The 21,520-nt window shown below is 72.4% G+C and carries 18 protein-coding genes; 6 read left to right on the top strand and 12 right to left on the bottom strand.

Annotated features, from left to right (window positions below):
• The first annotated feature begins 164 nt into the window (after window positions 1-164).
• Entirely contained in the window at window positions 165-1,268 is a 1,104-nt protein-coding gene (locus ASG76_RS18870) for an aquaporin (RefSeq protein ID WP_082587609.1), read from the top strand.
• A gap of 1 nt (window position 1,269) precedes the next feature.
• Here the strand turns inward: ASG76_RS18870 and ASG76_RS16170 are convergent, their stop codons facing one another.
• On the bottom strand, window positions 1,270-1,974 hold the full coding sequence (locus tag ASG76_RS16170; RefSeq protein WP_157559159.1) for a hypothetical protein: 705 nt from the start codon (window positions 1,972-1,974) through the stop codon (window positions 1,270-1,272).
• A gap of 99 nt (window positions 1,975-2,073) precedes the next feature.
• Between ASG76_RS16170 and ASG76_RS16165 the strand changes: the two genes are divergently transcribed.
• Window positions 2,074-3,060, top strand: a complete 987-nt coding sequence (locus ASG76_RS16165; RefSeq protein ID WP_056605702.1) for a malate dehydrogenase — start codon at window positions 2,074-2,076, stop codon at window positions 3,058-3,060.
• A gap of 53 nt (window positions 3,061-3,113) precedes the next feature.
• Here ASG76_RS16165 and ASG76_RS16160 read toward each other — a convergent pair whose 3' ends face one another.
• From ASG76_RS16160 to ASG76_RS16130, 7 genes are all read right to left on the bottom strand, one after another.
• Window positions 3,114-3,470 (bottom strand): DUF3017 domain-containing protein, encoded by a 357-nt coding sequence (locus tag ASG76_RS16160; RefSeq protein ID WP_056605698.1) that lies wholly within the window; start codon window positions 3,468-3,470, stop codon window positions 3,114-3,116.
• Window position 3,471: 1 nt separating this feature from the next.
• Window positions 3,472-4,320, bottom strand: coding sequence for a bifunctional methylenetetrahydrofolate dehydrogenase/methenyltetrahydrofolate cyclohydrolase (locus ASG76_RS16155; RefSeq protein ID WP_056605695.1), 849 nt, complete (start codon window positions 4,318-4,320; stop codon window positions 3,472-3,474).
• 31 nt (window positions 4,321-4,351) lie between these two features.
• Entirely contained in the window at window positions 4,352-5,596 is a 1,245-nt protein-coding gene (locus ASG76_RS16150; protein WP_056605692.1) for an MFS transporter, read from the bottom strand.
• Between the two features lie 108 nt (window positions 5,597-5,704).
• A complete protein-coding gene (gene purH / locus ASG76_RS16145; RefSeq protein WP_056605689.1) occupies window positions 5,705-7,276 on the bottom strand; it encodes a bifunctional phosphoribosylaminoimidazolecarboxamide formyltransferase/IMP cyclohydrolase in 1,572 nt (523 codons plus the stop codon).
• Between the two features lie 133 nt (window positions 7,277-7,409).
• Entirely contained in the window at window positions 7,410-8,027 is a 618-nt protein-coding gene (gene purN / locus ASG76_RS16140; protein ID WP_056605687.1) for a phosphoribosylglycinamide formyltransferase, read from the bottom strand.
• 11 nt (window positions 8,028-8,038) lie between these two features.
• Entirely contained in the window at window positions 8,039-9,199 is a 1,161-nt protein-coding gene (locus ASG76_RS16135; protein ID WP_056605684.1) for a YibE/F family protein, read from the bottom strand.
• Between the two features lie 48 nt (window positions 9,200-9,247).
• Entirely contained in the window at window positions 9,248-10,495 is a 1,248-nt protein-coding gene (locus tag ASG76_RS16130; RefSeq protein ID WP_056605682.1) for a DUF6350 family protein, read from the bottom strand.
• A 111-nt stretch (window positions 10,496-10,606) separates the two neighbouring features.
• Here ASG76_RS16130 and ASG76_RS16125 point away from each other — a divergent pair, with 111 nt between their 5' ends.
• Together ASG76_RS16125 and ASG76_RS16120 are read left to right on the top strand one after the other, a co-directional pair.
• Window positions 10,607-12,469, top strand: a complete 1,863-nt coding sequence (locus tag ASG76_RS16125) for a hypothetical protein (protein WP_056605679.1) — start codon at window positions 10,607-10,609, stop codon at window positions 12,467-12,469.
• A gap of 55 nt (window positions 12,470-12,524) precedes the next feature.
• On the top strand, window positions 12,525-13,808 hold the full coding sequence (locus tag ASG76_RS16120) for a hypothetical protein (RefSeq protein ID WP_056605676.1): 1,284 nt from the start codon (window positions 12,525-12,527) through the stop codon (window positions 13,806-13,808).
• A gap of 228 nt (window positions 13,809-14,036) precedes the next feature.
• On the opposite strand, the gene sucD is transcribed toward ASG76_RS16120, so the two are convergent.
• Both sucD and sucC read right to left on the bottom strand, forming a co-directional pair.
• Window positions 14,037-14,918, bottom strand: coding sequence for a succinate--CoA ligase subunit alpha (gene sucD, locus ASG76_RS16110; protein ID WP_056605671.1), 882 nt, complete (start codon window positions 14,916-14,918; stop codon window positions 14,037-14,039).
• A gap of 17 nt (window positions 14,919-14,935) precedes the next feature.
• Window positions 14,936-16,105, bottom strand: a complete 1,170-nt coding sequence (gene sucC, locus ASG76_RS16105) for an ADP-forming succinate--CoA ligase subunit beta (protein ID WP_056605668.1) — start codon at window positions 16,103-16,105, stop codon at window positions 14,936-14,938.
• Window positions 16,106-16,232: 127 nt separating this feature from the next.
• Between sucC and ASG76_RS16100 the strand changes: the two genes are divergently transcribed.
• Together ASG76_RS16100 and ASG76_RS16095 are read left to right on the top strand one after the other, a co-directional pair.
• Entirely contained in the window at window positions 16,233-17,567 is a 1,335-nt protein-coding gene (locus ASG76_RS16100) for a cryptochrome/photolyase family protein (RefSeq protein ID WP_056605665.1), read from the top strand.
• A 275-nt stretch (window positions 17,568-17,842) separates the two neighbouring features.
• Complete coding sequence (locus ASG76_RS16095; protein ID WP_200948218.1) at window positions 17,843-18,544, top strand: M23 family metallopeptidase; 702 nt, start codon at window positions 17,843-17,845, stop codon at window positions 18,542-18,544.
• Between the two features lie 133 nt (window positions 18,545-18,677).
• Here the strand turns inward: ASG76_RS16095 and pcrA are convergent, their stop codons facing one another.
• Both pcrA and ASG76_RS16085 read right to left on the bottom strand, forming a co-directional pair.
• Window positions 18,678-21,086, bottom strand: a complete 2,409-nt coding sequence (gene pcrA, locus ASG76_RS16090; protein WP_082587607.1) for a DNA helicase PcrA — start codon at window positions 21,084-21,086, stop codon at window positions 18,678-18,680.
• A gap of 59 nt (window positions 21,087-21,145) precedes the next feature.
• Complete coding sequence (locus ASG76_RS16085) at window positions 21,146-21,499, bottom strand: hypothetical protein (RefSeq protein WP_056605658.1); 354 nt, start codon at window positions 21,497-21,499, stop codon at window positions 21,146-21,148.
• Window positions 21,500-21,520: the final 21 nt, after the last annotated feature.

Below are 21,520 nucleotides of genomic sequence, written 5' to 3'. Positions count from 1 at the left end.
TGATCGTTCTGGATGAGCGAACGGGCGGCATAACTCTTGACGTCAAGATACCTGACGGGGGGTCGCGCCGCGACTCGCCCACCCTCGCACCCGACCCACCGCGACGCTAGAGTCCTCACGACCGCCGCGGGGCGCGGTCACCAGAACTCTCGAGGGGGCTCGCCGTGAGCGACATCGTCCAGGACACTCCGACCACGGGGCAGAAGTTCACCGCAGAGGCGCTCGGCACCTTCGTGCTCGTCTTCTTCGGCTGTGGCGCCGCGATCATGAGTGGCGACTACGTCACGACGGGGCTGACGTTCGGGCTCACGGTGGTCGTGATGTCGTACGCCGTGGGTCGCATCTCCGGCGGGCACTTCAACCCGGCCGTCACCCTCGGCGCCGTGCTCGGTGGCCGGCTGCCGTGGAACCAGGTCGGCATCTACATGGCCGCGCAGCTGCTCGGCGGCCTCCTCGCCGGCGCTGCGCTCTTCGGGCTCAACCAGGGCTTCGACGGCTTCAGCGCCGAGGGCAACATGGCGCAGAACTTCTACGGCGACCAGAGCCCCGGCGTGCCCTTCGCGCTCTGGGCGGCCCTGCTGCTCGAGATGCTGCTGACGGCGGTCTTCCTGTGGGTGATCCTCGCGGTCACCGACGAGCGCAACGAGGTCAACGTGGCCATGGGCCCGCTCGCGATCGGCCTGTCGCTGGCGATGATCCACTTCGCCTCGATGAGCGCCACCGGCACCTCGGTCAACCCCGCGCGTTCCATCGGCGTCGGCGTCTTCGCCGGCACCGACGCGATCGTCCAGCTCTGGGTCTTCGTGGTGGCCCCGCTCGTCGGCGCTGCCGTCGCCGGCCTGACCTACCCGCTGCTCTTCGGCCAGGGCGCCACGCCCGTCGCCGGCTCCGGCCTCAACTTCGGCGGCGGTCGCCGCGGCCAGTTCGTCCCGGCCGGCTACGAGGCACAGTGGAACCAGGGCCAGCAGGGCGGCTGGGGCCAGCCCGGGGCCGCGTGGGGTGCTCCCCCGCAGCAGCAGTGGGGCCAGCCCGAGCCCTACCAGCAGCCGCAGCAGCCGCAGCCCGACCCCTACGCCGTCCCCCACGGCGCACAGCCGGCACCCGGCCAGTGGGGCCAGCCCGAGCCCTACCAGCCCCCGCAGGAGCAGCCGCCGGCCCAGCCGGGGCAGTGGGGCGCGCCGCAGCAGCCGCAGCCCGGGGCCCCCGGCCACTGGGGCAACCCCGACGGTGACGACGACGGCCGCACGCAGGTGCGCCGCCCCGACTGACCTACCGGTCCAGCACCGCCGTCCAGCCTGCGTCGAGGTCCTCGACGCTGACGAGGCCGACACCCTTCTCGTACACGCGGCGAGTGGTGGTGCCGGCCTCGTCCTCGTCCTGGGTGCGTGTCTGCACCATCGCGCGCGACTGGTCCTCCACCCGCGTGCTCTCCTCGGGCAGTCCCGGCACCAACCGCGTCAGCCAGCCGTCACCGAGCCGCGGGTGGGCCGGGACGGCGAGGCCCGCCTGCGCGCCGCCCTCGCCGGCGCGCCAGGAGCCCTGGCCGCGCGCACCCTCGTCGGCGCCGACGACCCACACGTTGCCGGCCGCGTCCTGCGCGTAGTAGCGGGTCGTGATGTCCTTCGCGCCGTCGATGTCGCTGGCCGTGGTGACGCCGGTCGCGGCCAGCCCCGCGATGTCCGTCGGGCGGTCGATCACCGCCATCTCGATCCACCCCAGGTCGGCGCCGTCGTCCTCGGTGACGTCGAAGCGCGCCGCGCTCCCGGGCTCGAGGGGGAACCACGGGTTGTCGACGCCGGCGACGAAGTCGGACGGGGCGGGGCTGGGGGTCGGGATGACGAGGCCGTTGATCCCCGGGGAGTCGTAGGGAGCCGGCTGGCCGATCCCGGCACAGCCCGACAGCGCACCCGTCGCGGCCAGGGCCAGGCCGAGCGCCGCCACGACCGCACGCGGACGTCGTACGACTCGGGGCATGGGCGCCAGCATGCCAGCCGCAGACCAGCGGACGGCGCCCGATCCGGCGCTGCTAGCGTCAGCGGGACAACCGAGACCATCACCACGAGGAGTACGACCGTGACCTCCGAACCTCTCAAGGTGGCCGTGACCGGCGCCGCCGGCCAGATCGGCTACAGCCTGCTCTTCCGCCTCGCCAGCGGCGCGCTCGCCGCGGACCGCCCGATCGAGCTGCGGCTGCTCGAGATCGAGCCCGCCCTCAAGGCGCTCGAGGGCGTCGTGATGGAGCTCGACGACTGCGCCTTCCCGCAGCTCGCCGGCGTCGAGATCGGCTCGGACGCCGAGAAGATCTTCGACGGCGTCAACCTCGCCCTCCTCGTCGGCGCGCGCCCGCGCGGCCCGGGCATGGAGCGCGGCGACCTCCTGTCGGCCAACGGCGCGATCTTCACCGCCCAGGGCAAGGCCCTCAACGCGGTCGCGGCCGACGACGTGCGCATCGGTGTCACCGGCAACCCGGCCAACACCAACGCCCTCATCGCGATGAGCAACGCCCCCGACATCCCGCGCGAGCGCTTCTCCGCGCTGACCCGCCTCGACCACAACCGCGCGATCTCGCAGCTCGCGGCGAAGACGGGCGCCTCGGTCACCGACATCAAGAAGATGACGATCTGGGGCAACCACTCGGCGACCCAGTACCCCGACCTCTTCCACGCCGAGGTCGGCGGCCGCAACGCCGCCGAGCTCGTCGGCGACCAGGCCTGGCTGGAGAACGACTTCATCCCGACCGTCGCCAAGCGCGGCGCCGCGATCATCGACGCCCGTGGCTCGTCGTCGGCGGCCTCCGCCGCGTCGGCCACGATCGACGCCGCGCGCGACTGGCTGTTCGGCTCGGCTGAGGGTGACTGGGTCTCGATGGCTGTCGCGTCGCAGGGCGAGTACGGAGTGCCGGAGGGGCTCATCTCCTCCTTCCCCGTCACCACCTCGGGCGGCGACTGGTCGATCGTCGAGGGCCTCGAGATCGACGACTTCTCGCGCGCGCGGATCGACGCCTCCACCGCCGAGCTGGCCGACGAGCGCCAGGCCGTCACCGAGCTCGGCCTCATCTGACCTGAGCGAGCACGACGGCCGGGACCCCGAGCGGGGGCCCGGCCGTCGTCGTCTCAGAAGCCGGGCTGGTCGGGGATCGAGCCCGCGAGGAAGATCAGCGCGCCGCCGAGCGCGACGAGGATGAGGGCGTCGAGCACCTTGTGGCGTACGGCGAGCATGCCGGCGTCGCGGGCCCGCAGCGCCAGCCGCACCAGGGCGGCGAAGACCAGCGCCCCACCCATCAGCCGGATGCCGGTGCGCCACTCGTCGAGGGCCACCAGCACCATCGCGGCGCCGACGGTCGCCAGGACCAGCAGGTAGAAGGCTCCCCCGATCGTGGAGGGGTAGCGGCGGGCGTCGTCGGGGCCGACCGGCTCGGCCGAGACGGGCTCGACCGACTCGGGCGGCTCGATGCGGTCGGAGTCGCCCACCTCAGCGACCGGCTGTCTTCTCGGCGATCTCGACAATGTTGCTCAGCAGCATCGCCCGGGTCATCGGACCCACGCCCTTGGGGTTGGGCGAGACCCAGCCGGCCACGTCCCACACGCCCGGGTCGACGTCGCCGGTGACCAAGCCGCCGACACGCGAGACGCCGACGTCGAGGACAGCGGCGCCCGGCTTGACCATGTCGGCGGTGATGATGCCGGGCACGCCGGCGGCGGCGACGACGATGTCGGCGCGACGCACGTGCGACGCGAGGTCGACGGTGCCGGTGTGGCACAGGGTGACGGTGGCGTTCTCCGAGCGACGGGTCAGCAGGAGCCCCAGCGGTCGACCCACCGTGATGCCGCGGCCCACGACGACCACCTCGGCGCCGGCGATCTGCACGCCGTGGCGGCGCAGCAGCTCGATGGAGCCGACCGGCGTGCACGGCAGGGGCCCGGCCTCGCCGAGCACGAGCTTGCCGAGGTTGACCGGGTGCAGGCCGTCGACGTCCTTGTCGGGGTCGACGCGCGAGAGCAGGGCGAACTCGTCGAGCCCGGTGGGCTGCTGGACGATGAAGCCCGTGCAGGCCGGGTCGGCGTTGAGCTCGTCGATGACCGCCTCCACCTCGGCCTGCGAGGCGGTGGCGGGCAGGTCGCGGCGGATCGAGGTGATGCCGATCTCCGCGCAGTCCTTGTGCTTCGCGCCGACGTACCAGTGCGAGCCGGGGTCGTCGCCCACCAGCACCGTGCCCAGGCCCGGCGTGATGCCGCGCTCGGCCAGCGCGGCGACACGCTGCGCGAGCTCTGCCTTGATGGTCCGCAGCGTGGCTGCGCCGTCCAGGGTCTGTGCCGTCACGCGGAGCAGTCTAGGGCCGCCGCCGGGGCGTTCAGACGCCGACGGGGGCGCCGATCCTGACCAGGTGCCGCTCGGCGGCCCGGGCCGCGGGGTGGGCGAGCGCCGCTGCCGCGACACCGATGAGGGCGATGACGATCCAGCCGGGCGTGCCGACCTGCAGGGCGAGGTAGGTGTAGAGCGCGGGGAAGATGATCGGCTCGATCTGGTAGCCCAGGCCCCACACGCCCTGGTAGTCGCCGAGGCGGCGGTGGTCGGAGAGCTCGCTGGTGAAGGACCAGTCGGCCGCCGACTGCCACAGCTCGGCGCCGGTGATGGTCACGTGGCCGATCCAGATCAGCACGATCGAGATCCAGCCGACCGTCTCGTGGGTCCAGGCGATCAGCCCGCACGAGACGATGAAGGCCCAGCCCGACCAGCGTACGGCGCGCAGCGACCCGTCGACCGAGTCCGCGACCCGGCTGGCGCGCACCTGCAGCAGCACCGCGAGCACCGTGTTGGTGCCGAACAGCCACGCGAGCAGGGCCTGCGGAGCGTCGGTGCGCTCGACCAGCCAGAGCGGCACCACGACGTTGAGCAGCACCTGGTTGGACGACAGCACGCCGTTGCAGATGCCCAGCACCACGAAGCCCGGGTTGCGCCACGCCGGCGGCGCGACCGTGGCCGGGTCGTCGCTCGCGGCGACCGGCGCCTGGCGCGCGATGACCGGCAGCACGGCCGCGATGAGGACGGCGTTGAGCACGAGCAGCCCGCCGGTGACCAGCGGGATGAGGCGTACGGCGCCGAGGCCCACGCCCAGCGCCACGCCGCTCGCGCCGGCGCCGAGCGTGTAGCCGACGTTGCGGGCGGCGCGCATGTAGGCCAGTGCGCGGACGCGTACGTCACGCGGGAAGACCGCGATCCGGTAGACGTTGCGCGCGTTGCGCCCGGCGGTCTCGACCACCGCCAGCACCGTCAGCATCGCCACGAACGACGCCATGCCGCCGATCAGCGGCCAGGCGAAGTAGAGAGCCGCCTCGACCGCGCTCGCCAGCGCCCACAGCGGCTTGGCCCCCACGCGGTCCGACAGCCGCCCCATCGGCAGCTGCAGCAGCAGCGTGACGCCGGCCGCGATCGACATGCCGAGGCCCACCTGGGCACCGGTCAACCCGACGACCTGGGTGAAGTAGACGGCCGTCCCGGTGAGGAACGTGCCGGTCGCGAAGGCCGACAGCACGCACTGCCAGACCAGGTCGCGTTCGAGCTTGGTCGGCGGCAGGATCCGGCTCCACCAGCGCACGTCGTACCCCCTCCGAGATGTCTCGACGTCAAGATATCACCGGCTGGGCGGTGGTCCACCCACATTTTCCGCCGGCCCCGAATGTGGCTGGGCCACCGCCCCAGGAGATCAGTGGAAGAAGTGGCGCGTCCCGGTGAGGTACATCGTCACGCCGGCCGCCTCGCAGGCGGCGACCACCTCGGCGTCGCGGACCGAGCCTCCGGGCTGCACGATGACCCGCACGCCGGCGTCGATGAGGATCTGCGGGCCGTCGGCGAAGGGGAAGAAGGCGTCGGAGGCCGCGACCGCGGAGGCGGCCCGCTCCCCCGCCCGCTCGACGGCGAGGCGGCAGGAGTCGACCCGGTTGACCTGGCCCATCCCGACGCCGACCGAGGCGCCGTCGGCGGCGAGCAGGATCGCGTTGGACTTCACCGCGCGGCAGGCGCGCCACGCGAAGGCGAGGTCGGCGAGGACCTCCGGCGACGCGGCCTCGCCCGTGGCGAGGGTCCAGGTCGACGGGTCGTCGCCACCCTGCTCCGACCTGGCGGAGATCACGTCGCGCTCCTGGAGCAGCAGGCCGCCGGAGATCGAGCGCACCTCGCTGCCACCGCGGGCGAGCGGGCCGCACTCGAGCACGCGGATGTTCTTCTTCGCCCGGAGGGCCTCGATCGCGCCGTCCTCGTAGCCCGGCGCCACGATGACCTCGGTGAAGATCTCCGCGACCTGGCGCGCCATCTCCACCGAGACCGGCACGTTGGTCGCGATCACCCCGCCGAACGCGCTGACCGGGTCGCACTCGTGCGCCTTGCGGTGCGCGTCGGCCACGTCGGAGGCGACCGCGATGCCGCACGGGTTGGCGTGCTTGATGATCGCGACGGCCGGCTCGTCGAAGTCGTACGCCGCCCGGCGGGCCGCGTCGGCGTCGACGTAGTTGTTGTAGGACATCTCCTTGCCGTGGTGTTGCGTGGCCTGGGCGAGCCCGGGGCCCTCGGGCAGGAAGCCGTTGGTGTAGAGCGCGGCGCCCTGGTGGGGGTTCTCGCCGTAGCGCAGCACCGTCTCCTTGTCCCACGTCGCGCCCATCCACGCGGGGAAGCCCGAGCCCTCGCTGGTGTCGGTGAGCACGTTGCCCATCCACGAGGCCACGTGGACGTCGTAGGTCGCGGTGTGCACGAACGCCTCGGCGGCGAGGCGCTGGCGCTCGGCCAGCGTGAAGCCGCCGGCGGCCACGGCGGCCAGCACGTCGTCGTACGCCGCGGGCGAGGTGACGATCGCGACGCTGGGGTGGTTCTTGGCAGCGGCGCGCACCATCGAGGGTCCGCCGATGTCGATCTGCTCGACGCACTCGTCCGGCGACGCGCCCGAGGCGACGGTCTGGGTGAAGGGGTAGAGGTTGCTGACGACGAGGTCGAAGGGCTCGACACCGAGCTCGGCGAGCTGCTCCACGTGGGAGTCGAGCCGGCGGTCGGCGAGGATCCCCGCGTGCACGCGGGGGTGGAGCGTCTTGACGCGTCCGTCGAGGCACTCCGGGAAGCCGGTCAGCTCCTCGACCCGGGTGACCGGGAGCCCGAGGGACTCGATGCGGGCGGCCGAGCCGCCGGTGGAGACGAGCTCGACGCCGGCGGCGTGCAGGCCGCCGACCAGGTCGTCGAGGCCGGTCTTGTCGTAGACGGAGACGAGCGCTCGGCGGATCGCGATGCGCATCGGGTCGGGCTGGACGGACTCAGAAGACACGGGACTCCTCGGTTGATCTCGAGTCGAGGGCACCCAGGCGTTCGATCCCCTCGCGCGTCACTCCCTGGTGGTGGCCCACCTGCGCCAGTCGTGTGGCAGCACACTACCGAGACGCGGGCCCGATGCGAACCCGGCGACCCTCCACCGTGATGCCGTCGCGGGCGATGCGCCCGACCTGCTCGACGAGCATGGCGCGCTCGGCGATCTTGATCCGCTCGTGGAGGGAGTCGACGTCGTCGTCCTCCTCGACCGGCACCGGCACCTGCGCGACGATCGGGCCGGTGTCGACCCCGGCGTCGACGACGAAGAGGGTCGCGCCGGTGACCTTGACCCCGTGCTCGAGGGCGTCGCGCGGCCCGTGCATGCCGGGGAAGGCCGGGCACAGCGCCGGGTGGGTGTTGAGGGTGAGGAAGCGCTCGAGGAAGTCGCCCGACAGCAGCTTCATGAAGCCCGCCGACACGACGAGGTCCGGCTCGAAGCGCTCCACCACCGTCGTGATCGCGGCGTCCCAGCCCTCGCGGGTCTCGAAGTCCGACACCTGCCGCACGAAGGTCGGGATCCCCGCCCGCTCGGCACGCGCGAGCCCCTCGATGCCGTCGCGGTCGGCGCCCACGGCCACGATGCGGGCGCCGTACGCCGGGTCGGCGCAGGCGTCGACGAGGGCCTGGAGGTTGGTGCCGGCTCCCGAGACGAGGACGACGAGGCGGGCGGGCTGGTTCACGACACGTGAGTCTAGTGAGTCCGGGCCCGGTGCGACGGCCCGGCAGCATCCGGCGGCTCACGCACCAGCCGGGCCGCGACCAGCGCCGCGATCGCCGTCGTCACCGGCACCGCGGCGAGGATGCCGAGGCCGCCCACGAGGCCGCGCACGACCTCCTGGGCGACCACCTCCTGGCTGACCGCGATGCCGAACGGCAGCGACAGCGCCGAGAACACCAGCATCAGCGGCAGCGTGGCCCCGACGTAGGCCAGCACGAGGGTGTTGACGGTCGAGGCGGCGTGCGAGCGACCGATGCGCATCGCCCGCGTGAAGAGCGACCGGGCACTGGCGTCGGGATCGACGTCGGCCAGCTCCCACACCGCCCACGTCTGCGTGACGGTGACGTCGTCCAGGACGCCGAGGGCGCCGATGACCAGGCCGGCGAGCAGCAGGCCGCTGAGGTCGACCTGGGCGGCGACCCCGGAGATGTACTGGCTGCCCTCGTCGACCACCCCGGTGAAGTGCCCGACGCGGGTGAACACCCAGCCGAGCACCCCGATCACGAGCAGCGACAGCAGCGTGCCGAGCATCGCGACCGTCGAGCGCACGTCGAAGCCGTGGGAGAGGTAGAGCGAGACCAGCATGATCGCCGCGGCGGTCACGACCGCGACGGCCAGCGGCGAGGAGCCCTCCATGATCGCGGGCAACGTGAAGACCGCGATCAGCACGAGCGAGTACGCCAGGCTGGCGAGCGCGCCGATGCCACGCCAGCGCGACAGCGCCAGCACGCCGACGGCGAAGAGGATCGCCAGCACCAGCAGGGGCGGGCCGCGGTCGAAGTCCTGGAAGGCGTACTGCTGGCCCGGCGGCGCCTGCTCGGCGTGGGACACGATGATCCGGTCGCCGACCACCACCTCCGGCGCCATCTCGCCGTAGGGCAGCAGCGCCCTGGCCTCCCCCGGCGCGCCCGGGCCGCTGAGCAGCTCGATGACGGCCGCGCGGCACCCCTCGACCTGCACCTCCTGCGGGCACGGCGCGAGCGCGGTGACCTCCGCGGTCCCGCGCTGCACGTCGGTGCCCGGCCCGCTGACCTCGAGCTCACCGTCGGGCCAGAGCACCGCGACCCCGATGACGGTGGCGAGGGCCAGGGGCCCGACGAGGAGAGCCATCAGCACCTTCAGCTGCCGTGGCACCGGTCCCAGCCCGGGACGGTCACCGTGGCTGTGACCAGCCCCCACGCGTCAGTCCTCGTCGACCACGAGGCGCGAGGAGCGCCAGAGCTGCAGCGCGACGAGCGAGGCGCCGAGCAGCGCACCGACCCCGCACGCGGGCACGGCGTGCACGAGCACGTCGGGCACGAACGGGCCGACGAAGCGCATCCGGCCCGGGCCCGCTGCACCGCCGGACAGCGACGCCAGCACCGCGAACGCCACCCCGGCCACCAGGCCACCGCCGCACCCGGCCAGCGCGACACGGTCCCAGGTCAGCGGGCGCGCGCGCAGGGAGCGATGGGCGGCGACGGCCGCGACCACCGACGGCAGGACCACGAGCGAGCCGACCCAGCCCGGCGGCGTACCGACCGCGGGGAGCGCCGCGAGCAGCGGCACGACGGGCAGCGGCCCGAGCACCACCACGCTCGGCGACACGACCGTGGCGCCCCCGACGGCGAAGCCGGGGCCGAGCAGCCACGAGCCGCCGAAGAGCACGGCGTTGGGCGCGAAGGCGGCGTTGACGAGGGCGTAGAGGCCGGCCTCGGACGGGCTCGGGTGCAGCCGGGCGGTCATCGTGGCCGCGTCGCCGAAGGAGAGCGCGAAGGCGACCACGAACAGGACGGCGGACACCGCCAGGAGGGCGACGAGGACGGCTCGCGCCACGGCGGCGCCCGCGCGCACGCTCGCCGGGGCGAACGCCGCCCAGATGGCGGCGCGGCCCGAGCCGACGGCGATCGCGGGGGCGGCCACCAGCGCCGTCATGGCCAGGGTCCAGGCCAGCACCCGCGGCACGGACGGGTCGGCGCCGCCGCCGGCGCCGGCGGCGAGCGTGGCCACCACGACCGCGACCACGGCGTAGCCGGCGAAGAAGGTGGCGACGGCGGTCGGCACCGTGAGGTCACGCTCGCCGTCGGAGATGCGGTCGGCGTCGGGGCCGTGGCCGGAGACCGCGTCGCCGACCCGGTGGCCCAGGCGCCACATCGACCAGGCCGAGACCGCGGTGAGGCCCAGCGGCACGAGGGTGACCCGCGCGCCCATGACGGTGAAGCCCGAGCCGTGCCCGGCGAGCCAGGCCAGGGCGCCCATCCGCATCCCGTCGCGCGGGGCGCCGTGGACGCCTGCGTCGGTGACGAACCAGCCGATCACGCCCACCGCCAGCAGCACCACGAGCGGGCCCAGCGCCGCCAGCACGCCCCCGAGGGTGGCGATCAGGACCAGGGGGCGCGGTCGGGCCGCGTCGACGCGGGCGCTGTCGGGGCGGGTGAGGAGCGAGGTCATGACCGGCCCATCATCACCCGCACGCAAGCACGGATCGTGCTCCCACGCCGCCCTGCGGAGCCGGGCGAGGGATGTGCGTCACGCCTGCCACTCCCGTACCGTGGAGCGGTCATGAGGAGCCCCGAGACCTTCGACGCCTACTACGTCGAGACACGCACCCGACTCCTGCACGAGGCCTATGCCCTCACCGGCGACGCGCCCGCGGCCCGTGCGGCCGTCCGCGACGCGTTCGTCGTCGCCTGGCACCACTGGCGCAAGGTCGCGCTCCTCGACGACCGCGACGCCTATGTCCGGCCGGTCGCCCTCGGCCGCGCCCGCCGCCGCCACACCGCGCGCATCTGGCACCGCGACAAGGCGCTCGACCCCGAGGCCCGCAGCACGCTCGACGCGCTGTCACGGCTGACCGCGCGCCAGCGCCAGCTGCTCGTGCTCAACGGGCTCTCCGCCCTGTCGCTGTCCGACATCGCCCGCGAGGTCGGGCTGCCGCGCGGCGACGCCGAGCGCGAGCTGCAGACCGCCACCTCCCAGTTCGCGCTGCACCGCGACGTGCCCACCACCGAGGTCCGCCGGCTCCTCCACGACCTCGCCGCACCGCTGGAGGACGTCCGCTGGCCCCGCGCGACCGTCATCCGTCGCGCGGGCGCAGCGCGACGGCGTACGCACACGGTGATCGGTGCCGGCCTCGCCACTGCGGCCCTCGTCGTCTCCGGCTCGCTGGTCGCGACCGGCTCCGGCGCCGAGCCCACCAGCCTGAGCGAGGAGAAGGCCACGGCCGGGGTCACCGTGCACGCCCCCGTCGACGACTCCGCCGGCCGCGAGATCATCGGCGAGGGCGCCCTGCTCTCCTCCACCCAGATGGCGCGCTTCGGCGCCGGGCTGGACTGGGAGGAGACCGCCACCACCGACAACCTGTCCGGCGACGGCCTGCTCGCCCCCTGCCAGCGCGAGCGCTTCGCCATCCCCGACGCCGACCGCGTCACCGCGCTGGCGCGGACGTGGGACGGCTCCGCGACGGTGAAGAACAAGAGTGCGCCGCGCGTCGAGTCGACCGCGGTGCAGCTCGTCGAGATGTCGCGCGGGCCGCGGCAGGCCACTCGTGCCTTCGACACCGCGTCGACGTGGTTCGCCGGGTGCTCCGACCCGCGCACCCAGCTGATGGCCACCCGCACCGTCGCGCGCGTCGGCGACGAGGCGCGGGCCTTCCGGCTCCGCTCGTGGGGCAAGCAGCCGGCGACCCTCACCGTCGGCGTGGCCCGCACCGGCAGCCTCGTGGTCACCCACGTCGTGCGCAGCCAGGGCCGCGCGGTCAGCGACAAGGCCGCCCTCACCGGCTTGGCCGCCGCGGTCAACGCGCTCTGCGGGTCAGAGGGCGCGGGCGCCTGCGCCGGACGCGCCCGGGCCCGCTCCACCGCGCCCCTCGACATCGGCACGCCCCCCGGGCTGCTGTCGGTGGTCGACCTGCCGCCGGTCGCTGCCGTGCGCGGTCCGTGGGTCGGCATCGACCCCGAGAAGGCGCGCACCAACTACGCCGCCACGCGGTGCGACCGCACGACGTTCACCGGCAAGGGGATCTCGCGGGCGCTGACGCGCACCTTCCTCTTCCCCGAGACGCCCAACGCCTCGCAGCTCGGGCTGACGCAGACGGTGGGCTCGATGGAGCAGTCCAGCGCGCGCACCTTCGTCGAGCAGGTCCGCGACCGCATCGCCAAGTGCGGACGCGAGAACCTCGGCACCACGGTGACCCCGCTCGTCTCGTCGTCGTCGAAGGCCACCGACCTGAGCGTGTGGTCGCTGACCATCGAGCTCAACGACCGGCAGTCCTTCCCGTTCCTGATGGCGATCGTGCGCGACGGCACCGCGGTGTCGCAGCTCGGCTTCGCCCCCGACCGCAACATGACGATGTCGCGCACCGACTTCGTCGCCCTGTCCCGCCGGGTCCTGGAGCGGCTCGAGGCACTCGACTCGCGCGGCTGACTCCTCCTCGGCGTGCCGAGGCAACCTTTTCGGCCTCCACGGTGTCTCAGGAGTCATGAGGCTCCGTCCCGCCCTGGCGTACGCCGCCCTGGCCTGCGCGCTCGCGCTCGCCGGGTGCGGCGACCGGGTGCTCGACGAGGCGTCGACGGTCGGCGCCGACGCCAGTGCCGCCGAGACGGGCCGCAGCACCGCGATCCCCGACGACTTCCCGCTCTCGGCCGGGATGGGTGGCCCGCAGGACACCATCGCCACCTCGCGCACCGGCACCGGCCTGCGCGACCTCGCGCTCTGCGGCACCTCGCCGCTGCGCGGCCTCGGCCTGCGCGACCGGATGGTCGCCGACAACAGCGGCGGCGAGTCGGCCAACACGCGCGAGCTCGTGCTGCTCGGCGACGCCGAGTCGGCCAGGCTCGTGGCACGGGCCTTCGCCGACCTCCCGTCGGCCTGTGACAACCCCGCCGTCAGCGGCGGCACCGCCACGCTGACCGAGGTGCGGGAGTCGCCCTTCGCGCCGTCGCCCGCGACGACGCTGCTGCAGACCTACACCCTCGACGGCCGTCCCGGCGACGGCGCGACGGTCATCCACGTCGTGCCGGTCGGGGCGGCGGTGCTGGTGACCTCGACCTACGGCCAGTGGGCACGCGACGACCTCGCCGACGCGGTCGCCTCGACCGTCGAGCCGCTCCGCGCGACCGTCGCCGCGATGGATGCCTTCGCGGTGGACGACGCGGCCTCCTCCGACCCGTCTTCCACCACTCCCACGTCGACCGCCCCGGAGCCCACCGGGTCTCCGGCCGCGGTCACCGCCGTCCCCGACGGCTTCCCCCTGGCGGTCGGGCTCGCCGACGACGACAGCGACACGACGCTGTCAGCCCCGTCGGAGGACGCCGAGGGGATGGGCGAGGTCGAGATGTGCGGGCAGGTGGTCTGGCCGGTCGACGGCACCGCGGGCGGCACCCGCAGGCTGGTCACCTCGGCCACCGGACCGGAGTACTTCGACGGGCGCGAGCTCGTCGTGCACGCAGACGAGGAGGTCGCCGCCAACGCGATGGCGGCCCTCCGGCAGGCTGCGCAGGACTGTCGTACGTCCGGCAACCAGGTGTGGACGGTGCTCGACGACGACACCGACCGCGACACCGTCACGGTGGGCCTCACCTACGCCGACGGCCTCGGGAGCTCAATCTTCCAGGTCACGCGGGTCGGCTCGGCACGCCTGATGGTCAGCACGTACGGTGAGGGCTCGCTCGCATGGCTGGACGAGCAGGCCGCCGGGGTCACCGCGACCACGGAGAAGATCGTTCCGGCGATGTGTGTGTTCACGAAAACGGGGTGTCAATAAGCATGTCCATTCCATCGACGCTGGCCAGCGCGGCCTGCCCGACCCTTCCCTCCCCCCGCCGCATCTCGGCGGCGGCGCCGGTGCGCCTGCTCGGCGCCCACGTGGTGTGGCGCGTGCTGTGGGAGGCACGACGGCCGGTGCGGCACGAGTCGCACCCGAAATCCAGGACGGCCCCGCAGGAAGACCTGCGGAGCCGTCTGGAGCTGAGCTAGTCGCCCAGAGGTTCGATCAGAGGTTCTTCAGGACCTCGCGCATGAGCTCGGCGGTCTCCGACGGCGTCTTGCCGACCTTGACCCCGGCGGCCTCGAGTGCCTCCTTCTTCGCCTGCGCGGTGCCCGAGGAGCCGGAGACGATGGCGCCCGCGTGGCCCATGGTCTTGCCCTCGGGCGCGGTGAAGCCGGCGACGTAGCCGACGACCGGCTTGGTCACGTGCTCCTTGATGTAGGCCGCGGCCCGCTCCTCGGCGTCGCCGCCGATCTCGCCGATCATCACGATCGCCTTGGTCTCCGGGTCGTTCTCGAAGGCCTCGAGGGCGTCGATGTGCGTCGTCCCGATGATCGGGTCGCCGCCGATGCCGATGGCGGTGGTGAAGCCGTAGTCCTTCAGCTCGTACATCATCTGGTAGGTCAGCGTGCCCGACTTCGACACCAGGCCGACCGGGCCCTTGCCCGCGATGGTGTGCGGGGTGATGCCGGCCAGCGACTCCTCCGGCGTGATGATGCCGGGGCAGTTGGGGCCGATCATGCGGGTGGACTTGCCCTCGAGGTAGGCCACGACCTCGGCGGTGTCGAGCACCGGCACGCCCTCGGTGATGACGACCAGGAGCGGGATCTCGGCGTCGATGGCCTCGATGCAGGCGTCCTTGGTGAAGGCCGGGGGCACGAAGGCGACCGAGACGTCGGCGCCGGTCTCCTTCATGGCCTCCTCGACGGTGCCGAAGACGGGGAGCTCCTTGCCGCCGAGCTCGACGGTCGTGCCGGCCTTGCGGGCGTTGACGCCACCGACGATGTTGGCGCCCGACTCGACCATGAGGGTGGTGTGCTTGGCACCCATCCCGCCGGTCATGCCCTGGACGATGATCTTGCTGTCCTTGTTGAGGTAGATGCTCATCTGTTCAGTTCTCTCTCTCAGGCCTGGTGGGCGAGCTCGGCGGCCTTGTCGGCCGCGCCGTCCATCGTGTCGACCTGGGTGACCAGCGGGTGGTTGAGCTCGTCGAGGATGCGACGACCCTCCTCGACGTTGTTGCCGTCGAGGCGTACGACGAGGGGCTTGCTCTCCTTGTCGCCGAGGATCTCGAGCGCGCCCTTGATGCCGTTGGCGACCTCGTCGCACGCGGTGATGCCACCGAAGACGTTGACGAAGACGCTCTTGACCTGCGGGTCGTTGAGGATCACGTCGAGGCCGTCGGCCATGACCTGGGCGTTGGCCCCGCCGCCGATGTCGAGGAAGTTGGCGGGCTTCACGCCGCCGTGCGCCTCACCGGCGTACGCGACGACGTCGAGGGTGCTCATCACGAGGCCCGCGCCGTTGCCGATGATGCCGACCTGGCCGTCGAGCTTGACGTAGTTGAGGCCCTTGTCCTTGGCCTTCGCCTCGAGCGGGTCGGCCTCCTCGCGGATCTCGAACTGCTCGTGGTCGGGGTGGCGGACCTCGGAGGCGTTGTCGTCGAGCGACACCTTGCCGTCGAGCGCCTCGAGCTTGTCGCCCTCGAGGCGGGCGAGCGGGTTGACCTCGACGAGGGTGGCGTCCTCCTCGACGTAGACCTTCCAGAGCGCCTGGACCATCTCGATGGCCTGGTCGCGCAGCTCGGCGGGGAACTTGGCCTCGTCGACGATCGCGGCGGCCTTCTCCGGCGTGACGCCCTCGAGGGCGTCGATGCGGATCTGCTTCACCGCGTCGGGGTTGGTCTTGGCGACCTCCTCGATCTCCACACCGCCCTCGACCGAGGCGATGCACAGGTGCGAGCGGTTGGAGCGGTCGAGCAGGAAGGAGAAGTAGTACTCCTCCACCGGCGGCGTCGCCGGCGTGACCAGGACGCGGTTGACCCGCAGGCCCTTGATCTCCATGCCGATGATGTCGCGCGCGTAGGACTCGGCCTCGTCAGCGGTCTTGGCGATCTTCACGCCGCCGGCCTTGCCGCGGCCTCCCGCCTTGACCTGGGCCTTGATGACGGTGACACCGCCCATCTCCTCGGCGGCGGCACGAGCGGCCTCCGGGGTCTCGGCGACCACGCCCAGCGTGGTTGCGACTCCGTGCTTGGCGAAGAGCTCCTTCGCCTGAAATTCCATCAGGTCCACGAGGTGACCAGTCCTTTTCGTTGCGAGCAGGGGTGGGATTACCTCTCGGCACCCTAGACCTCCGGAGCGGGGTGGCACGAGGTCGGGCGGGCGTGGTGGTGGTCACCCCGGGGCTACGTTGAGAGCCATGCCCTCCCCGACGTCTTCCTCGACCGGATCCGTCATGTGGTTCCGCCGCGACCTGCGGGTGCGCGACAACCCGGCGCTGCTCGCCGCGCTCGAGGAGGGACCGGCCACCGCGCTCTTCGTCCTCGACCCGGCGCTCTGGAAGGGCGCGGGGCCCGCCCGCCGCGCCTGGCTGGCGGCCAACGTGCTCGCCCTGGCCGACCGGATCCCGCTCACGATCCACCTCGGGGACCCGCGTGAGGTGGTGCCGCGGGTCGCGCACGGACGACGCGTGCACGTGTCGGCCGAGACCACGCCCTACGGCCGCCGCCGCGACGACGCGATCAGCGAGCAGGTGGAGCTGGTGCCCACCGGGTCGCCGTACGCCGTCGGGCCGGGGCTGGTGCTCAACGGCAGCGGCAAGCCCTACCAGGTGTTCAGCGCCTACGCCCGCGCCTGGCGCGAGCACGGGTGGGCGGAGCCGGCCACGACGCCCCGCTCCCCCGACCTCGCCCCCGCCGACTCGCACCAGAAGGCCCTCGACATGCTCGAGAAGGCCGTCGCCGACTGTCCGGTGGACCTGCCGGCCGCCGGCGAGGAGGGTGCGTGGCGGCGCTGGCGCGAGTTCCGCGACCACGGCCTGGCGGCGTACTCCTCCGAGCGCGACCGTCCCGACCACGACGGCACCTCGCGCCTCTCGCCCTACTTCCACCTCGGCGTGCTCCACCCGCGCTCGCTGCTCGCCGACCTCGACCCGGGCTCGACCTACGCCACGGAGCTCGCGTGGCGCGAGTTCTACGCCGACGTGCTCTGGCACGACCCGTCGTCGGCGTGGTCCGACCTCAAGCCGGCGCTGAAGGGCATGCGCTACGACGAGCCCGAGGACGCCATCGAGGCCTGGCGCACCGGCACGACCGGCTACCCCATCGTCGATGCGGGCATGCGGCAGCTGCTGCACTCCGGCTGGATGCACAACCGGGTCCGGATGATCACCGCCTCCTTCCTCACCAAGGACCTGCACGTGTGGTGGCCGGTGGGCGCCCGGCACTTCCTCGACCTGCTCATCGACGGCGACGTCGCCTCGAACAACCACGGCTGGCAGTGGGTGGCCGGCACCGGCACGGACGCCTCGCCCTACTTCCGGGTCTTCAACCCGGTGACCCAGGGCCTGAAGTTCGACCCGCAGGGCGACTACGTGCGCCGCTGGGTGCCGGAGCTGGCGCACCTGCCGGGCAAGGCGGCGCACGAGCCGTGGAAGTCCGACGTGGGCTACGAGCACGACTACCCCCGCCGCATCGTCGACCACGCCGAGGAGCGGACGGAGGCGCTCGAGCGTTACCAGGCAGTACGCGGATAGCGCCCGGCGGCCGCTCCACACGCGGGGTATGCGCGATTTCCCCAACTTTTTACCGAGCATTCCCCCAACCCGTGATCTATCCGTTACAGTCGTGCGCGGTCTTGCCGACCCGACCCCCCTGACCCGGCAGATTGGTAAATACCCCTATGGGCAACCACCGAGCGGAGCGCGCTCCCCAGCGACGCACCTCGGCAGCGGCAGTTCCCGTGCACGGCAAGCGCCGTGCCACGACGGCGCCGCGTCGCTCCCCGGTCCGACTGCCCTCCCTGCCCCTCGTGGCAGGAGTGGCGGTGCTCGCCATCTCCGGAGGCGCCGCCGTCTCGGCCACCGGCGCCGACACCTCCACCCTCGCCAGCTCCGGCACGTCGTCGCTCGACGCCACCGCTGCGATCGGCACGGCCGCCGGCCAGGCGCTCTCGCGTCGCGGCGCGGTCGTCAGCCGCGACTACACCCGCGGCTCCGACGTCGAGACGACCGATCCCGAGCTCGTCGCGCTCGCCGAGAAGCAGATGGCTGAGCGCGCTGCCAAGCTCGACGAGATGCGCAAGGAGGCGGAGAAGCAGGCGGCGAAGATCGAGGAGAACAAGTGGGTCCTCCCCCTCGCCAGCTATCAGATCACCGCGACCTTCGGCCAGGTCGGCCTCTGGGCCAGCTATCACACCGGCCTCGACTTCAACGGCAACACCGGTGACCCGATCATGGCGATCGCCAACGGCACCGTCACCTCGACCGGCTACGACGGCTCCTACGGCAACAAGACCGTCGTGACCCTCGACGACGGCACCGAGATCTGGTTCTGCCACCAGACCTCGATCTACGTCTCGGTGGGCGACCGGGTCAACGGCGGTGAGGTCATCGGCACCGTCGGCGCGACCGGTCACGTGACCGGGTCGCACCTCCACCTCGAGGTCCGCCCCGGCGGCGGTGGCCCGGTCGACCCGTTCCAGGCGTTCGTCGAGCACGGCATCGTTCCCTGATCGACTCGCGGAGCGAGTCGGCAGTCAGGGCACATCGAGCAAGCCCCGCGGCTGAGCAACGAAGTCGCGCAGAGTCTGGCGACCAAGGCGGGTCTCGACACGCCGAAGGAGAAGCTCTTCGGCGCTTCGCTTCTCAGAGCTTCTCCACCGGCGCGTAGCGCAGCAGCAGCCGCTTGACGCCGTCGGAGCCGAAGTCGATGGACGCCACCGACTTCTCCGCCACGCCGTCGACGGCGACGACGGTGCCCATGCCGAAGGAGTCGTGGAGCACCCGGTCACCGGGGGCCAGGCTGGGGATCTCCCGGGCAGGCTTGGCCTTGGCCGCGGCGTCCGCGCGCAACGCGGCCGAGGAGAAGTTGCGGCGACCGGCCTCGGTGGGCGCGCCGAGCCGAGCGGAGCCACCGGTGTGGTCGGGGCGACCCCAGCGGGTCTGCTCGGCGGCCGTACGCCGCCAGTCGACGAGGTCGACCGGGAGCTCGTCGAGGAAGCGGCTGGCCGGGTTGTGGCTGGGCGCACCCCAGGCCGAGCGGACCAGGGCCCGGGAGACGTAGAGGCGCTTCTGCGCACGGGTGAGGCCGACGTAGGCCAGACGGCGCTCCTCCTCCAGCTCGGGCTGGTCGCCCAGCGAGCGCTGGTGGGGGAAGACACCGTCCTCGAGCCCGGTGAGGAACACCACCGGGAACTCCAGGCCCTTGGCGGTGTGGAGCGTCATCAGGGTGACCACGCCGGAGTCGTCGCCGTCAGGGGCGTCGGGGATCTGGTCGGCGTCGGCGACGAGGGCCACGCGCTCGAGGAAGTCGCCGAGCCCGACCGCGACGGTCCCGGCCTCGACCTCGGCGGGGTCGGCGCTGGGGCCGGGCTGGGGGTCCTCCGCGAACTCGCGGGCCACGGCGACGAGCTCGGCGAGGTTCTCCACGCGGGTGCCGTCCTGCGGGTCGTCGCTCGCCTCGAGCTCGGTGAGGTAGCCCGAGCGCTCGAGGACCGACTCCAGGATCACGTCGGGCCGCTCACCGGCCTCGACCATCGACTGGAGCTCCTGGATCATCGCCACGAACGCCTCGATGTTGCGCAGGCTCCGGGTGGCCAGGCCCGGGGCGTCGGCCGCGCGGGTCAGTGCGTCCCAGAAGGTCGTGCGGTCGCGCTCGGCGAGGGCCGCGACGCAGGCCTCGGCCCGGTCGCCGATGCCGCGCTTGGGGGTGTTGAGCACCCGGCGCAGCGAGATCTCGTCGTCGGCGTTGACGAGCAGGCGCAGGTAGGCCAGCGCGTCGCGGACCTCCTTGCGCTCGTAGAAGCGGACTCCGCCCACCACCTTGTAGGGCTGGCCGGTGCGGATGAACACCTCCTCGAAGACCCGCGACTGGGCGTTGGTGCGGTAGAACACGGCCACGTCGGCGGGGCGTACGCCGGCGTCGTCGACGAGCGTGTCGATCTCCTGGCTGACGAAGCGGGCCTCGTCGTGCTCGTCGTCGGAGACGTAGCCGACGATGCGCGCGCCCTCCCCTGCGTCGGTCCAGAGCCGCTTGGGCTTGCGACCGCGGTTGTTGCCGATGACCGAGTTGGCCGCGGACAGGATCGTCTGCGTCGAGCGGTAGTTCTGCTCGAGCAGGATCGTCGTGGCGTCGGGGAAGTCCTGCTCGAAGTCGAGGATGTTGCGGATGTCGGCGCCGCGGAAGGCGTAGATCGACTGGTCGGCGTCACCGACCACCATCAGCTCGCTGGGCTCGACGCGCTCCCCCGCGACGTCGGCGTCGGCGCCGTCCTCGAAGGACTGTCCGCACAGCTGTTGGATCAGGCTGTACTGGGCGTGGTTGGTGTCCTGGTATTCATCGACCAGCACGTGGCGGAAGCGACGGCGGTAGTTCTCGCGCACGTCGGGGAACGCCTGGAGCAGGTGCACCGTGGTCATGATCAGGTCGTCGAAGTCGAGGGCGTTGGCCTCGCGCAGGCGGCGCTGGTAGTGCGTGTACGCCTTGGCGTAGGCCTCCTCGAAGCTGTTGCGGGCCTCCTTGGTGACGTCCTCGGGGTCGCGCAGCTCGTTCTTCTGGTCCGAGACCCAGTGCAGCACCGCGTTGGGCTGGTACTTCTTCGGGTCGAGCTCGAGGTCGCGCAGCACCAGGGTCATCAGCCGCTTGGAGTCGGCCGCGTCGTAGATCGAGAAGCTCGACTTGAAGCCCAGCCGGTCGATCTCCTTGCGCAGGATCCGCACGCAGGAGGAGTGGAACGTCGAGACCCACATGATGCGCGCCCGGTTGCCGACGAGCTCCTGCACGCGCTCCTTCATCTCGGCCGCGGCCTTGTTGGTGAAGGTGATCGCGAGGATCGAGCCGGGGTGGGCCTTGCGCTCGGTGATCAGCCAGGCGATGCGCCGCGTCAGCACCCGCGTCTTGCCCGAGCCCGCACCGGCCACGACCAGCAGCGGGGCCCCGGCGTGCATGACGGCGGCTCGCTGGGGGTCGTTGAGACCCTCGAGGAGGGGGTGGTCGGTGTGCTCGAAGAGGGCCTGGTCTGCGGGACTGTTCGAGGGGGTGTCAGTGCGGCTCATGTCCCACCCAGCCTATGCGCCGCGTCGGACAGCCGGACGTCCCCGTCCGGGGCTGTGGATCAGGCGTGCACGGGCGACCAGAACACCGCGACGGCGATGTTGACCAGCGTCAGCGCGAGCAGGCCGAGGTAGAGCCCCTTCGGGATGCTGGGCTTGCGCATGTTGGCCATCACCAGCACCAGGATCACCAGGCCGATGGCGAACTTCACGCCGATCTTCGCGTGGTCGGGCGAGCCGAGGCTCTCGAGCACGCCGACCAGCAGCAGCCCGGCCACGAAGGCCGTGCCGATGCCGTCGCGCATCAACGAGTTGACCACCTTCGGCTCCGTGCGCAGCTGCACGAGGAGCCCGCCGAGCAGGGCGGCGAAGCCGAGGATGTGGACGAAGAGCAGCACCAGCCGCAGGGTCTCCATGGCGGACACCCTAGCGAGGCG

Origin of the sequence: Nocardioides sp. Soil774 (assembly GCF_001428125.1) — a bacterium.
Classification (GTDB): Bacteria; Actinomycetota; Actinomycetes; order Propionibacteriales; family Nocardioidaceae; genus Nocardioides.
This window is presented reverse-complemented; position numbering and strand designations above follow the sequence as displayed.

What these genes read in the sequence shown, in the direction of transcription:
- ASG76_RS16170 (WP_157559159.1), bottom strand. Translation starts at nt 1,974, where the DNA reads ATGCCCCGAGTCGTACGACGTCCGCGTGCGGTCGTGGCGGCGCTCGGC.
- purH (WP_056605689.1), bottom strand. Translation starts at nt 7,276, where the DNA reads ATGCGCATCGCGATCCGCCGAGCGCTCGTCTCCGTCTACGACAAGACC.
- ASG76_RS16130 (WP_056605682.1), bottom strand. Translation starts at nt 10,495, where the DNA reads ATGACCTCGCTCCTCACCCGCCCCGACAGCGCCCGCGTCGACGCGGCC.
- ASG76_RS16125 (WP_056605679.1), top strand. Translation starts at nt 10,607, where the DNA reads ATGAGGAGCCCCGAGACCTTCGACGCCTACTACGTCGAGACACGCACC.
- ASG76_RS16120 (WP_056605676.1), top strand. Translation starts at nt 12,525, where the DNA reads ATGAGGCTCCGTCCCGCCCTGGCGTACGCCGCCCTGGCCTGCGCGCTC.
- sucD (WP_056605671.1), bottom strand. Translation starts at nt 14,918, where the DNA reads ATGAGCATCTACCTCAACAAGGACAGCAAGATCATCGTCCAGGGCATG.
- ASG76_RS16100 (WP_056605665.1), top strand. Translation starts at nt 16,233, where the DNA reads ATGCCCTCCCCGACGTCTTCCTCGACCGGATCCGTCATGTGGTTCCGC.
- pcrA (WP_082587607.1), bottom strand. Translation starts at nt 21,086, where the DNA reads ATGAGCCGCACTGACACCCCCTCGAACAGTCCCGCAGACCAGGCCCTC.
- ASG76_RS16085 (WP_056605658.1), bottom strand. Translation starts at nt 21,499, where the DNA reads ATGGAGACCCTGCGGCTGGTGCTGCTCTTCGTCCACATCCTCGGCTTC.